At 73.5% G+C, this 13,328-nt stretch carries 9 protein-coding genes and 1 pseudogene; 1 reads left to right on the top strand and 9 read right to left on the bottom strand.

Features of this window, described 5'->3' with window-relative positions:
* Positions 1 to 181: 181 nt before the first annotated feature.
* Both SSQG_RS31670 and SSQG_RS31665 read right to left on the bottom strand, forming a co-directional pair.
* Positions 182 to 925 (bottom strand): amino acid ABC transporter ATP-binding protein, encoded by a 744-nt coding sequence (locus SSQG_RS31670; protein WP_039934068.1) that lies wholly within the window; start codon positions 923 to 925, stop codon positions 182 to 184.
* A gap of 142 nt (positions 926 to 1,067) precedes the next feature.
* A complete protein-coding gene (locus tag SSQG_RS31665) occupies positions 1,068 to 1,475 on the bottom strand; it encodes a DUF6278 family protein (RefSeq protein ID WP_003994032.1) in 408 nt (135 codons plus the stop codon).
* A gap of 178 nt (positions 1,476 to 1,653) precedes the next feature.
* Between SSQG_RS31665 and SSQG_RS31660 the strand changes: the two genes are divergently transcribed.
* Positions 1,654 to 3,435: an SGNH/GDSL hydrolase family protein gene (locus SSQG_RS31660; protein ID WP_039934067.1), complete on the top strand. Its 1,782-nt coding sequence runs from the start codon at positions 1,654 to 1,656 to the stop codon at positions 3,433 to 3,435.
* A 13-nt stretch (positions 3,436 to 3,448) separates the two neighbouring features.
* Here the strand turns inward: SSQG_RS31660 and SSQG_RS31655 are convergent, their stop codons facing one another.
* From SSQG_RS31655 to SSQG_RS31625, 7 genes and pseudogenes are all read right to left on the bottom strand, one after another.
* The gene (locus tag SSQG_RS31655) at positions 3,449 to 4,228 is read right to left on the bottom strand and encodes an exodeoxyribonuclease III (RefSeq protein ID WP_003994030.1); all 780 of its coding nucleotides are present in this window, start codon (positions 4,226 to 4,228) and stop codon (positions 3,449 to 3,451) included.
* 43 nt (positions 4,229 to 4,271) lie between these two features.
* Positions 4,272 to 4,907, bottom strand: coding sequence for an MBL fold metallo-hydrolase (locus SSQG_RS31650; protein WP_003994029.1), 636 nt, complete (start codon positions 4,905 to 4,907; stop codon positions 4,272 to 4,274).
* 33 nt (positions 4,908 to 4,940) lie between these two features.
* A complete protein-coding gene (pcaC, locus tag SSQG_RS31645; protein ID WP_003994028.1) occupies positions 4,941 to 6,248 on the bottom strand; it encodes a 4-carboxymuconolactone decarboxylase in 1,308 nt (435 codons plus the stop codon).
* A gap of 530 nt (positions 6,249 to 6,778) precedes the next feature.
* The gene (locus tag SSQG_RS31640) at positions 6,779 to 8,332 is read right to left on the bottom strand and encodes an alpha/beta hydrolase (RefSeq protein WP_003994027.1); all 1,554 of its coding nucleotides are present in this window, start codon (positions 8,330 to 8,332) and stop codon (positions 6,779 to 6,781) included.
* Between the two features lie 147 nt (positions 8,333 to 8,479).
* The gene (locus SSQG_RS31635; protein WP_003994026.1) at positions 8,480 to 9,085 is read right to left on the bottom strand and encodes a dihydrofolate reductase family protein; all 606 of its coding nucleotides are present in this window, start codon (positions 9,083 to 9,085) and stop codon (positions 8,480 to 8,482) included.
* A gap of 213 nt (positions 9,086 to 9,298) precedes the next feature.
* The gene (locus SSQG_RS31630; RefSeq protein WP_003994025.1) at positions 9,299 to 11,377 is read right to left on the bottom strand and encodes an SWIM zinc finger family protein; all 2,079 of its coding nucleotides are present in this window, start codon (positions 11,375 to 11,377) and stop codon (positions 9,299 to 9,301) included.
* Positions 11,374 to 13,328, bottom strand: a pseudogene (locus SSQG_RS31625) (DEAD/DEAH box helicase); the annotation flags it as partial. The pseudogene SSQG_RS31625 and the gene SSQG_RS31630, both read right to left, overlap by 4 nt.

Here is a 13,328-nt window from a genome sequence, read left to right as displayed (position 1 = left end):
CCCCGTGGCCCGGAAGGGCCCTGGGGGCCGCGCCCGGCGGGCGGTCGCCCGCGGACCGGACGGGCGGTCTGCTCGTCCCCGGCGGGATCGGCGGATTTCGGCGAAGTCCCCCTCTCCGACAGGGATGAAGGACACATCGTAGTCGAGGTCCGGCTCGACGAGCTGTCCGGCTCCTGCCCGTTCAGTGCTTGAGGATCTTGGAGAGGAAGTCCTTGGCGCGGTCGCTGGTGGGGTTGGTGAAGAACTCGTCGGGGACGCGGTCCTCGACGATACGGCCGTCGGCCATGAAGACGACCCGGCCCGCGGCCGAGCGGGCGAAGCCCATCTCGTGCGTGACGACGATCATGGTCATGCCGTCGCGGGCCAGTTGCTTCATGACCTCCAGCACCTCGTTGATCATCTCCGGGTCGAGGGCGGAGGTCGGCTCGTCGAAGAGCATCGCCTTGGGCTCCATGGCGAGAGCGCGGGCGATGGCCACGCGCTGCTGCTGGCCGCCGGAGAGCTGCGCCGGGTACTTGTCCGCCTGGTCGGCGACACCGACCCGGTCGAGGAGTTCACGGGAGCGCCGGTCGGCGTCCTCCTTCCGGCGCCCGCGAACCTTGGTCTGCCCCAGGGAGACGTTCTGCAGGACCGTCTTGTGGGCGAAGAGGTTGAACGACTGGAAGACCATGCCGACGTCGGCGCGGAGCCGGGCCAGGGGCTTGCCTTCCTCCGGCAGCGGCCGGCCGTCCAGGACGATCTCCCCGGACTCGATCGTCTCCAGCCGGTTGATCGCCCGGCACAGGGTCGACTTGCCCGACCCCGACGGGCCGATGACGACGACCACCTCTCCCCTGCCGACGGTGAGGTCGATGTCCTGAAGGACATGCAGCTCCCCGAAGTGTTTGTTGACTTCACGCAGCTCGATCAGCGGATCCACGGCCATACTCAGCCCTACTCACTCTCAGCTGTGTGGTGGTTGCCGCAACGTATCCAGGCAAGATCGAACGTGTGGGGGCGACACGCACCTTTCGGTCATTAGCCGTATTTACGGCGGACTTTGGGCCAGAGGTTTTGGGGGGCCGGGCTCACGCCTCCGCTACTTCCGCGTACAGCTGGGACAGCTCGGGCACCCCGTTCGCCGCCCACTCGTGACCGGAGTCCACGACGTCGAACTCCCGGCCGGAGACGAGCCGCACCACGGGCTGCCCGTCCGACCTGATCTCCCAGGCCGCCCCCGGCACGGTACGCACCAGGACGGTGCCCAGGTAGAGCCCGGCGTCGTTGCCGAGCCAGTGCAGGATCTCCTCGTCGTCCCGCCAGCCCGGCACCAGCTGGTCCAGCGCCTCCAGCGAGGCCACCGAGTCGTCCAGCCGGACACCCGCCCGGGACGCCTGGGAGCGGAGCAGTTCGCACTCGGCGAGGAGCTCCGCGATGCCCGCCGGATCGGGGAACCCGAGCTTTTGGCGCCGGTGGCCCAGGAAAGGGATGTTCATACGCCCAGCGTGTCATTCGTACCGGCGTGCGCACCACAGGGCGCGCGGACCGGCCTTTGCGGTCGAGTTCTCGTCGAGTTCGCGCACGGTTCGTTGACGAGTCCCTGATGTCTCCCTAGCTTCACCGTGCGTCAGCTTCACCGTGCGTCGTGTGTCGGTTGAGCGGGAGGAGTCGGCCGTGGGCCGATGTGTCCGGGGGATCCTGTCCGTCCTGGCCCTGTGCGTGGCCCTGTGCGGGTCCGTGCTGCCGACGGTGCCGGCGGCACGGGCCGCCGAGGAGCGGCGCGCCGCGCCGGTGCCGCTGGAGAGGCTGTTCGACAACATCGCCGTCAGCGACGACGACCGGCCGGGCCGGGCCGACTTCGACGGGGCCGGTGCCTCCCTGTCCGCGCGCGACCTCACGGCCGCGGGCTGGACGCCGGGCCGCGCCCTCACCGTCCAGGGGGCCCGGCTGACCTGGCCGCGGCGGCAGCCCGGCGAGCCGGACAACGTCCGCGCGGCCGGGCAGGAGGTGCGCGTGACGGGGCGCGGGGACGCCCTCGCCTTCCTGGTGGCGGGCACGGCGGGCACGGAGGCGGGCGGCACGGGCACGGTCACCTACGCGAACGGCACCCGTTCCGGGTACCGGCTCACCGCGCCCGACTGGCGTACCGGGCCGCTCGCCACGAAAGCGGTGGCGCTGCCGCACATCAACACACCGGGCGGGCAACTCGCCGAGCAGGCGCGCCTGTACGTCGTGACGGTGCCGCTGGTGCCGGGGCGGGCCGTCACCTCGGTCCGCCTGCCGCGCGCGGCCGGGCTGCACGTCTTCGCGGTGACGGTACGGGCCGCGACGCGGGACTGGACGGGCAGCTGGACGACGTCGACCGGCGGCTACGGCGCCGTGGGGCCCTGGACGGACCGGACGCTGCGGCTGGTCGTGCACACGTCGGCCGGCGGGCCCCGGGTGCGGGTGCGGTTCGACAACACCTTCGCGGCGGCGCCGGTGCGGATCGCAAGCGCGACGGTCGCCGTGCGCGCGTCGGGCGCCGCGGCACAGGGGACGCCGGTGCCGCTCGCTTTCGGCGGCGCGGCCGGTGTGGAGATCCCGGCCGGCGCCCAGGCCTTCAGCGACCCGCTGGGCTTCGCGGTGCCGGCGGACACCGATCTGCTGGTGAGCTTCCATCTGCCCGGCACGGTTCCGGCGGCGCCCGTGCACCGGCTCGCGCAGCAGCGGTCCTACGTCAGCGGGCCGGGCGACCACGCCGCGGACGGTACGGCGGCGGCCTACACCTCGGTGATCACGAGCTGGCCGCTGCTCACCGGGGTCGACGTGAGCGGCGGGCCCGGGTCCGTGGTGCTGCTCGGTGACTCGATCACCGACGGCGACAAGTCCACGGTGGACGCGAACCGACGGTGGCCGGACGTGCTGGCCGACCGGCTGCGCCGGCAGAGCGCCGTCCCGTCCTACGGGGTGCTGAACCAGGGCATCTCGGGAAACCGCGTGGTCACCGACCGGTATCCGGGCGACGGCGTGTCCACGGACGGGGCGGGAGTGAGCGCCCTGCACCGGTTCGACCGGGACGTGCTCGCCCAGACGTCGGCGCGTACGGCGGTCGTCTTCGAGGGCGTCAACGACCTGCGGTGGGACACCTCGGCGGAGCAGGTGATCGCGGGGCTGTCGGAGCTCGCGGCGCGCGGGCACGCCCGGGGCCTCAGGATGCTCGCCACCACGATCCTGCCCTGCGAGGGCGAGGCGCGGTGCACGGCCGCCGTCGACACCGAGCGGGCGGCGGTCAACGAGTGGATCCGGGGTGGCGGGGTCTTCGACGGCGTGCTCGACTTCGATGCCGTCGTGCGCGACCCCGCCCACCCGTCGCGCATCCTCGCCGCGTACGACAGCGGGGACCATCTGCACCCGGGTGACGCCGGGCTCGCGGCCATGGCCGAGTCGGTCGACCTGTCGCTGCTCGTGCCGTGACGGCGGGCCCGGCCTACACGTCCAGGTCGACGACCACCGGCGCGTGGTCCGACGCGCCCTTGCCCTTGCGCTCCTCACGGTCCACGTACGCGTCCTCGACCGCCTTGGTGAACGGTTCGTTCGCGTACACCAGGTCGATGCGCATGCCGCGGTTCTTCGGGAAGCAGAGCTGGCGGTAGTCCCAGTACGTGAACGGGTGCTCGTACTTCAGGGGCCGCGGGACCACGTCCGACAGGCCCGCCTCGCGCAGGGAGGCCAGGGCGGCGCGTTCGGCCGGGGTGACGTGGGTGGAGTCCGCGAAGGCGGCCGGGTCGAAGACGTCGTCGTCCGTCGGCGCCACGTTGTAGTCGCCCATCACCGCGAAGGGGCGGCTGCCCGCCGCGTCACCGGCGACGGCCGCCTTCAGGGCCTCGAACCACTGGAGCTTGTAGGCGTAGTGCGGGTGGTCCACCTCACGGCCGTTCGGCACGTAGACCGACCAGACGCGGAGCGGGCCGCAGGTCGCCGAGATGGCGCGGGGCTCGACCGAGCCGTCGAAGCCGGGGTCGCCGGGCAGGCCCTTGACGACGTCCTCGATGCCGACGCGGGACAGCACCGCCACGCCGTTCCACCGGCCGGTCGCGTGGACCGCCGACTCGTAGCCCAGCTCGCGCAGTTGCTCCGAGGGGAACTGCTCCTCGGCGACCTTGGCCTCCTGGAGGCACAGCACGTCCGTGCCGCTGCTCTCCAGCCAGGCCAGGAGCCTCGGCAGGCGCGCGGTGATCGAGTTCACGTTCCAGGTCGCGATGCGCATGCCCCACAACCTACCCGGCGGGTCTGACAACGCCGTCCCGGCCTCAGAGGTCCGCCGACGTCCCGGGGGTGAGCCGCAGGTGCTCCGAGCCGCCGAGCTGCCCGATCTGGCGGTCGTAGATCGGGCGGGCGAGGTCGGTGAGGAGGGCGTCGTGGATGTCGTAGGCGCGCTGCGGCCGCACCTCGCGGACGTAGTCGATGACCTCGGAGATCTTGCTCCACGGGGCCATGACCGGGAGCATCAGCGTCTCCACCGGGTGGTCGGGGACGGTGAGGGCGTCGCCGGGGTGGAAGACCTTGCCGCCGTCGACGAGGTAGCCGACGTTGGTGATGCGCGGGATGTCCGGGTGGATCACCGCGTGGAGTTCGCCGTGGACCTGGACGTCGAACCCCGCGGCGGTGAAGGTGTCCCCGTGGCCGACGGTGTGCACACGGCCGGGGAACGCCGGGGAGATCTTCTCCGCGACGGACCTGAGGGTCCAGATCCGCGCGGCCGGGTTGTGCTCCATCGCGGCGCGCAGCCGGGACTCGTCGAAGTGGTCGGGGTGCTCGTGGGTGACGAGGATGGCGTCCGCGCCGAGAGCGGCGTCCTCCTCGCTGAACCCGCCGGGGTCGAGGACGAGGGTCCGGCCGTCCTTCTCCAGGCGGACACAGGCGTGCGACATCTTCGTGAGCTTCATGCGTCCATCCTGCCCCCGCCCTCCCCCGTGGGCTCACTCCTGGGGGGTGGTCTCCTCGCGGATGACCTGCTGGGCGACCTTGAACGCGCTGTTCGCCGCCGGTACGCCGCAGTAGACGGCCCCCTGGAGCAGGACCTCCTTGATCTCCGCCGGGGTGAGGCCGTTGCGCAGGGCGGCTCTGGTGTGGAAGGCCAGTTCGTCCAGGTGACCGCCGGCGACCAGGGCGGTGAGGGTCACGGCGCTGCGGGTGCGCCGGTCGAGGCCGGGGCGGTCCCAGATCTCGCCCCAGGCGTAGCGGGTGATGAACTCCTGGAAGTCCCCGGAGAAGTCGTCGGCCTGCGCCAGCGCCCGGTCGACGTGCGCGTCGCCCAGCACCTCGCGGCGGACCTTGAGCCCGGCGTCGTAGGGATCGGGCCGCCCCTGGGCCTGGGGTGGCACGGCGATCGGCGCGATCTCGGCGACCGGTCCGCTCTGCAGGGGCTGCGGCGGTGCGGGCGACAGGACCGGCTTGACGGCGGCCGCGGGCAGGGCCGTGTGGCCCGTGGAGGTGTCGAAGCCCGGGTGCCAGGCGGTGGAGAAGTGCCGGACCAGGAGGTCGGTGACGGCCGCGGGCTGCTCCACCGGCACCAGGTGGGAGGCGCCGGGGACGACGGCGAGGCGGGCGTCCGGAATGCCGGCGACCAGGGTGCGGGCCTCGGCGGGGCCGGTGACCTGGTCGTCCGAGCCGACGAGGACCAGGGTCGGCGCGCCGACCCGACCGAGTTCGGCCCGGACATCGAACGAGGCGAGCGCCTCGCAGGCGGCGATGTAGCAGCCGGGGTCGGTGGTGCGCACCATCTGCACGGCCCACTCGGTGATCGCGGGCTGCGCGGCGGCGAACCCGCCGGTGAACCAGCGCTCGGGCGCGGTGCGGGCGATGGGGTCGAGGCCGTTGGTCCGGACGATCACGCCCCGCTGCCGGAACTCGTCGGCCGTGCCGAAGCGGGGCGAGGCGGCGATCAGTGCGAGGGAGGCGAGCCGCTCGGGGTGGCGCAGGGCCAGCTGGATACCGACGGCGCCGCCGAGCGCGCAGCCCGCGTAGCCGAAGCGCTGCACGCCGAGCCCTTCGAGGGTGGCCAGCAGCCGGGTGGTGAGGTCGGTGACCGAGCCCCCCGGGTACGCCGGCGCGCCGCCGTGCCCCGGCAGATCGAACCGGAACACGCGCCACTGCTTGGTCAGCTCGAGGATCTGCCGGTCCCACATGTGCCATGTGGTACCCAGTGAGGGACCGAGGATCAGAACCGGGGCCTCTTCTGGCCCGTCAAAGCGGTATTGCAGGGTGCTCGGTGGTGTCTCACTCACGTCCCAGACCCTCTCACGTCTCGCAAAATCTCACACAGCCGGGGGAAACCAGTGACCCGATGCATCCGCGGCTCGACGCGTCGGGCATTGCCGACGGCCTCATCGATCGAGTCTGAGCCTCTCAGTTTGCACGCGCGCTGCTGACGCGGCGGGTCCTGCCGGCCGCCCTCTCACCCGGTCCTCACATCGACGCGCTGCTTCCTTCATCACCACAGCTGCCGGCTGTTCCGAGTTCGCGGCACAGCGTGTGGTGCCGTCCGCCCTGGACGACGGTGCGACAGACGCGCTCCATCCGGTGATCGCCAGGCCCGAATGGCCGAGACAGAGCTGGAAAGGCTGCTGCAGGCCGAACCACATCCCAGCCAGGAGGGGACGACCGGGACGCCCCGCCGTGCTCGTCGACGCGATCGGGGCGGGATACGCCAGCGATCATGCCCCAGGCGTCGGACCGGGCGGTGTGGTGGTTCACGCCCGCGGCCCCTGCGAGCGAACCGGTGTGCTGACCGCTGCCCGACGAATCCGTACGGGCCTCAGGACATGCTGCCCCGGCACACCGTCCCCGGGGCCGGGGTGCGGCCCGTGCGGAGGTATCGGTTGACCGTCTCCGTGACGCAGCGGTTCTGCGGATACGTGCCGTGGCCCTCCTCCTCGGCCGTCAGGAGCACGCCGACACCGTCGCCCAGGGCGCGGGCCATGTGGCGGGCGCCGGCGTATGGGGTAGTCGGGTCGCCGGTGCCGCCGACCACCAGGACGGGGGCCGCGCCATCGGCGTTCACCTGGGGCGTGGCGCGCTCGCCGTCGAACGGCCAGTCGTAACAGAGGTAGACGCCGGTGGACCAGGCCGCGCCGAAGACGGGCGAGGCGGCTTTGACGCGGGCCTCATCCCTGTCGAGGCGTTCGAGGCCGGGGCGCAGGCTGGAGTCCGCGCAGGTGATCGCGGTCTGGGCGACGGTGCTGCTGTCTCGCGGGGCGGCCGCGCGGTCGGCGGAGCCGAAGTCGTCCGCGCCCTTGCTCAGCGGACGGCCGTCGTTGTGGTCGATCAGCGCGGTGAGGGCCTTGGCGAGCGGCGACCAGCCGTCTGTGCCGAGGACGAGATGATCGCTGACGGCGTGCGCGAGGTCGTCGGCGTCCAGGGTCCTTCCGCCGCCGGCCGGGGCGGGCTTCTTCTCCAGGCGGTCGGCCAGGCGCGCCATGCGTCGCGCGGCCTCCTCGGGCCCGTCGCCGGTCGGGCAGTGGCGGACACGGGCCGCGCAGTGCGCGGCGAACCGGTCGAACGCCGCCTGGACCGCCTTGACCTGCGCCACCTGCTCCTCGTCGAGGTCCTCGGTCGGATCGACGGGCGCTTCGAGGACGAGCCGTCCGACGTGCGCCGGGTACAGGTGGGCGTAGACCGCGCCGAGCGCCGTTCCGTACGAGACGCCGAAGTAGTGCAGCCGCTCGTCGCCGAGGAGGTAGCGCATCAGGTCGAGGTCGCGCGCGGTGTGCGAGGTGCCGATGTACGGGAGGATGGCCCCGGAGTGCTCGGCGCAGGCGTCGGCCCCGGCGTAGCCGGTGTCGTCCGCGGTTTTCCCGCAGCGCACGGGGATGGTCGCGCCAACCCCGCGCGGGTCGAAGGAGACCAGGTCGTAGCGGTCAAGGAGCGGCTGGTACTGGTTGAGGCGTTCGGGCAGTCCGCTCACGCCGGACACGCCGGGGCCGCCGAAGTTGAGGACGAGCGAGCCGATGCGCCGGGTGTTCGGGCCGGTGGCCTTGCGGCGGATCAGGGCGACGTCGATCGTCCTGCCGTCTGGCTTCCGGTAGTCGAGGGGGGCCTTCATGGTGGCGCAGTCGTAGCCCGTGCGCGCGGTGGGCGGCGAGCTGCAGCGGGACCAGCGGAGGTGCTGGCCGGTGGTGAGCGCGGTGGGCAGACCGGCAGGCGGGTTGGTTGCGGTGAACGCCGTACGCGGTTCCGCACTCCGGCCGGGAGCGTCGTGCTGGAGCCAGGCGCCGATGGCTCCGATCGCGGCGAGGACGACCCCGGCGATGATGAGCGCACCGGCCGGGAGGCCCGGTCTGCGGCTTCGTAACGGATGTGCGTCACTCATCGAAATCCCCGTGCTCCCGCCCCTGGATGCCCAGGCCCCGTGCCCGCATGCCCGTACCCGTGATCGTCCGATCGTCGAATGAGTGCAGGGTACTAGCCGCGCCCGCCGCCGGCCTGGCGGCCGTCCGGACCGGCGGACGGGGCGACGTCACGCAGGGGCGCCGAGCGGCGGGTGCTCGAGGACGCGGGGCTTGTACTCGACCAGCTGGATGCGGCCGTCGAAGGTGCGGTGCTCGATCATCTCGAGGGCAACGTCCGGATAGCCGTCGTAGATGCGTTCTTGGCCCGTGGCCCCCGTGATCACCGGGAACATCACGACCCGGAAGCGGTCGACGAGTCCGGCTCGGAGCAGGGATCGGCACAGGCTGAGGCTGCCGATCGTGCTCAGGACTCCCGAGCCACTCGACTTCATGGCGCGGACCGCCTCGACGGCGTCGTCGCGGACGAGCGTGGAATTGGCCCACGTCAGTGGCTCCTCGAGTGAGGAGGAGAACACCACCTTGGACGCTTGCGTGAGCTCGTCGACGGACGCCTCTTCTTCGGGCCTGAACTCGTCCTGGCCATGGGGGACCTCGCCTGCGGCGAAGCCCGACATCAGGCGGTAGGTGTTCGCTCCCATCAGATAGGTGACCTCGGGCTGCTCGCCGAGCCATGCGAGGTACTCCGGGCCCTCGAGGCCCCAGAACCCGGGCCATCCCTCTCCCGACGCGTAGCCGTCGAGGGAGGTGATGAAGTCGACGAGAAGCTCCGACATGACGGTGTCCTTTCCTGGGGTGTCACGAGCTTGGACCGCCCGGGAGCCACAAACTCATCGGCCGCGCTGTGGAGCAACGGGAAACCCCATGACGCTGCAGCCGACCAGGTCGGCGGAGCGGCTGATCAGGGCGCCGAGAACCCGAACCCGGGGCGACCGGCGCGGACAGTCGCGGCACGGGCCGGCATTGCCCAGCCGACTGTGTGAGAGACCTCAAAGATCGCCCGGTACGCCGAGGCCCGTCAGCGCGCCGACCGGGTCCAGGTCGGGGGTGCCCCGGGGCCACCAGTCCTCGCGGCCCGGCTCGGACTCGTAGGCGTACCAGAGGTGGTCGCGGCCGAGGCGGAGCTGGACATGGCCGTGGGGGTGGGTGAGGTGGTTGCGCCAGGGGCGGAAGGCGGGCAGGTCGGCGGCGAGGAGCAGCGGGCGGGCACGGTCGAACCGGCCCGCCGGCGGGTCCCACGGTTCCTCCAGTACGGCGAGGCCCTCCGGCCCGCCCTGCCGCCAGGCGGCGACCGCGCGGGCGAGGTCGGAGGGGGTGCGGCCGGCTGCGGAGGCGAGGGCGGAGTAGAGCGCCCGGGTGCCCGCGGTGAGCCCCGAGCCGGGGCGGGCCGCGGCCAGGCGGACCGCGTCCTCCCAGAGCGTGAGCTGCCCGACCGGATCACGGCCGGTGGTGAGCAGGGCGTGAGCGCGGGCGGCGGCGTCGGTGGCCAGTTGGTCCAGCGCGAAGGGGTCGGGGCCGCCGGGGGCCGCCGGGTAGGACGGGGGCTGTTCCGGGTGCGGGGGCGGGGGCAACGGCGCGGGGAGGGGCGGGAGGGCGCGCGCCGCCAAGGCGTCAGCGGCCCGCACGCCGGGGAGGGGCGCCGGCTCCTTGTCCTGGGCGGCGCGCGCCGCCCGGGTGGCGCTCAGCCGGGACAGCGCGTCGAGCAGCTCCCGTTCGCCCCGGCCGCGCAGCAGAAGCAGCACGAAGGGGTCGGCGTCGAGCAGCCGCGCGGTCTGGTAGCAGAGGGCGGCGGCGTGCTTGCAGGGGTGGCCCCGGTCCGGGCAGCTGCACCGCGGGTCCAGGTCCCCGGGCCCCGGCAGCAGGGGTACGCCGCAGTCCGCGAGGGACTGGGGCAGCTCCTTGTCGAGCAGGGCCGCGATGTGCCCGGGCCGGTCGGCGGCGGTGTCCAGGAACCGCTCCCAGTCGGTCGGTTCCAGCGTGCGCAGCCGCACCTGCACCCGGTACGGGCGCGGACGGCTGCCCCGTACGTACGCCAGGACCAGTCCTGGTGTCACGGTGATGGCGTACACGTGCCCCTGCCCCGCGTATCCGCGCCCGCGCTCCAGCCGCTTGGGATCCAGCGCTCCCTGTTCCAGGGCGGCCACCCAGGCGTTTCCCCACCAGCTCTCGGCGAACTCCTCGCCCTCCCGGGGCGGGAGGGGCGGGAAGGTACGCCGGAGTTCGCTGTCGCGGTCGGGGGCGGCCATGGAGTGCGGGGGCCTGGGGGCTCCTGAAGTCCCGGAGGTTCGGGGGGCGTCGGGGGGTGGCGGGCTCGTGGCCTCGGTGGAGCGGGAGCGGGTGGAGTCGGGAGTCTCCGGGAGCTCCGCCGTCGGCATCCGGAACATGTCGGCCGTCAACTGCCGTACGTCCCGTGCTCCACCCATGGCGGCGCGTTCGCCCGCCCGCCGCGCGGCCGCCGCCCTCTCGTCGACAGCTCTCTGCCGGGCGCCCCTGCGCCGTCGCCGGGCGCCTTCGCTCTCGGCCTCCTCCCTCGCCCGCCGCGCGTCGTCCCGGGACGCTCGGAGGGCCTCACGCGCGATGTCCGCAGCGCGTGAGGCGGACCGGGCGCCCTCGCGGGGGGCCGCGGCGCTCGCCCGCGGATCACCGGGGCCGTCCGGCGCCGCTCGTCCGGGTGCCGGGGCGTCCTCCGGCACAGCGGCGGGCGCGCCGGCCTCGCTGACCCGCTGTCCGCGCGGCGCGTCGAGCTCCGCCGCGCCCACGGCAAGGGTGTCCGCCGGCCGGCCGGCGGGCGCGCCGGTGTCTTCGCCCTCTGCTTCGTCCGCTGCTTCGGCCGTGACCGCGTCACTCGCCGGGTCCTCGCCGCCGGGGCCGCTCCCCCGGTGCTCGGACACCGATCTCCGCAGTGCCTCGCGGGCCACGTCGCCCGGCCGGGGAGTCTCCTGGCCGGTGGCTGCCCGTGGCGGGGAGGGTGCCGGGCGGTCCGTCGGCGCCGCGTCCGGCTCCTGGGCCGCCCGCTCGCGGGCCTCCCGCAGCGCGCGGCGGGCCTCGTCGGCGGGCCGGGGCGTCATGACGACCTCCGCAGGGACACCAGGTCGGACAGCTCGCGGTCCGTCAGTTCCGTGAGGGCCGACTCCCCGGAGCCGAGGATCGCGTCGGCCAGGGCCCGCTTGGCCTCCAGCATCTCGGCGATGCGGTCCTCGACCGTGCCCTCGGTGATGAGGCGGTGGACCTGGACGGGCTGGGTCTGGCCGATGCGGTAGGCACGGTCGGTGGCCTGTTCCTCGACGGCCGGGTTCCACCAGCGGTCGAAGTGGACGACGTGGCCCGCGCGGGTGAGGTTGAGGCCGGTGCCGGCCGCCTTGAGGGAGAGGACCAGGACCGGGGTCGAGCCGGCCTGGAAGCGGTCCACCATGCGCTCGCGCTCCGGCACCGGCGTACCGCCGTGGAGGAGGTCGACCGGGACCGCCCGGGTCGCCAGGTGGGAGGTGATCAGACGGGCCATCCCCACGTACTGGGTGAAGACGAGGGCGGAGCCGTCCTCGGCGAGCAGCGTGTCCAGCAGTTCGTCCAGCAGGGCGAGTTTTCCCGACCGCGCCGCCAGCCGGTCACCGGACTGCGCGTGCTCCTCCTTCAGGAACAGGGCCGGGTGGTCGCAGATCTGCTTCAGCGAGGTCAGCAGCTTCAGCACCATGCCCCGGCGGGCGATGCCCTCGGCGGTCTCGATGGCGAGCATCGACTCGCGGACCACCGCCTCGTACAGCGCGGCCTGTTCGCGGGTGAGCGGCACCGGACGGTCGGTCTCCGTCTTGGGCGGCAGCTCGGGCACGATGCCGGGGTCGGACTTCCTGCGGCGCAGGAGGAACGGGCGGACCAGGCGGGCCAGCCGCTCCACCGCCTCCTCGTCCTCGCCGTTCTCCACCGCGCGGGCGTGCCGGGCGCGGAAGGACTTCAGCGGGCCGAGGAGGCCCGGGGTGGTCCAGTCGAGCAGCGCCCACAGCTCCGACAGGTTGTTCTCGACGGGCGTGCCGGTCAGGGCGACGCGCGCGGGGGGTCGGGATGGTACGCAGGGCCTTCGCCGTGGCCGAGTAGGGGTTCTTGACGTGCTGCGCCTCGTCGGCCACCACCATGCCCCACGGCTGCCCGGCCAGGGTGGGTGCCGCCGAGCGCATCGTGCCGTACGTGGTGAGGACGAACCCGCCGTCCAGGTCGTCCAGGCTGCGGTCCGGGCCGTGGAAGCGGCGGACGGGGACGCCGGGCGCGAACCGGGTGATCTCCCGCTGCCAGTTGCCCAGCAGCGAGGCCGGGCACACCACCAGGGTCGGCTCGCGGTGGGCCCGCTTCAGGTGCAGGGCGATGACGGTGACGGTCTTGCCGAGGCCCATGTCGTCGGCGAGGCAGCCGCCGAGGCCGAGGGAGGTCATCAGGTCGAGCCAGGCCAGGCCCCGGAGCTGGTAGTCGCGCAGCGTGGCGTGCAGGCCCGGCGGCGGCTCGGCCGGGCGCAGCCCCGCGGTCAGGCGGTCGCGCAGGGTCGCCAGCGCGCCGGCCGGTACGGCCTCGACCGTCTCGCCGTCCACGTCGGCGGTGCCGGTGAGGGCGACGGACAGCGCGTCGACCGGGTCGAGGAGGCCCAGGTCGCGCTTGCGGGCCTTGCGGACGAGGGCCGGGTCGACCAGCACCCACTGGTCGCGCAGCCGGACGACCGGGCGGTGGGACTCGGCGAGGGCGTCCATCTCGCTCTCGGTGAGCCGCTCGCCGCCGAGCGCCAGCTGCCAGCGGAACTGGAGCAGGTCCTCGCTCTCGAAGAAGCCGGTGCCGTCGGTCGCCGAGCCGGGCGCCGGCCGGACCACCGCCGTGGCGGACAGGTCCTGGGCGAGGTCCTTCGGCCAGTGCACGGCGACCCCGGCCGCGGCGAGCCGGGTGGCCGCGACGCCGAGCAGGTCGCTCAGCTCCTCCTCGGTCAGGGCCAGCACGTCGGGCACGTCCTGGTCGGAGAGCCGGTCGAGCGGGGGCCAGACCCGG

The sequence above is a fragment of the Streptomyces viridochromogenes DSM 40736 genome, from assembly GCF_000158955.1.
Taxonomy (GTDB): Bacteria; Actinomycetota; Actinomycetes; order Streptomycetales; family Streptomycetaceae; genus Streptomyces; species Streptomyces venetus.
The sequence above is the reverse complement of the archived record's forward strand: the minus strand, read 5'-3'. Positions and strand labels throughout refer to the sequence as shown.

Excerpts from the sequence above, each read along its gene's own strand:
- SSQG_RS31670 (WP_039934068.1), bottom strand. The coding sequence starts at position 925 with ATGGCCGTGGATCCGCTGATCGAGCTGCGTGAAGTCAACAAACACTTC.
- SSQG_RS31665 (WP_003994032.1), bottom strand. The coding sequence starts at position 1,475 with ATGAACATCCCTTTCCTGGGCCACCGGCGCCAAAAGCTCGGGTTCCCC.
- SSQG_RS31655 (WP_003994030.1), bottom strand. The coding sequence starts at position 4,228 with ATGCGCATCGCGACCTGGAACGTGAACTCGATCACCGCGCGCCTGCCG.
- SSQG_RS31650 (WP_003994029.1), bottom strand. The coding sequence starts at position 4,907 with ATGAAGCTCACGAAGATGTCGCACGCCTGTGTCCGCCTGGAGAAGGAC.
- SSQG_RS31640 (WP_003994027.1), bottom strand. The coding sequence starts at position 8,332 with ATGAGTGACGCACATCCGTTACGAAGCCGCAGACCGGGCCTCCCGGCC.
- SSQG_RS31635 (WP_003994026.1), bottom strand. The coding sequence starts at position 9,085 with ATGTCGGAGCTTCTCGTCGACTTCATCACCTCCCTCGACGGCTACGCG.
- SSQG_RS31630 (WP_003994025.1), bottom strand. The coding sequence starts at position 11,377 with ATGACGCCCCGGCCCGCCGACGAGGCCCGCCGCGCGCTGCGGGAGGCC.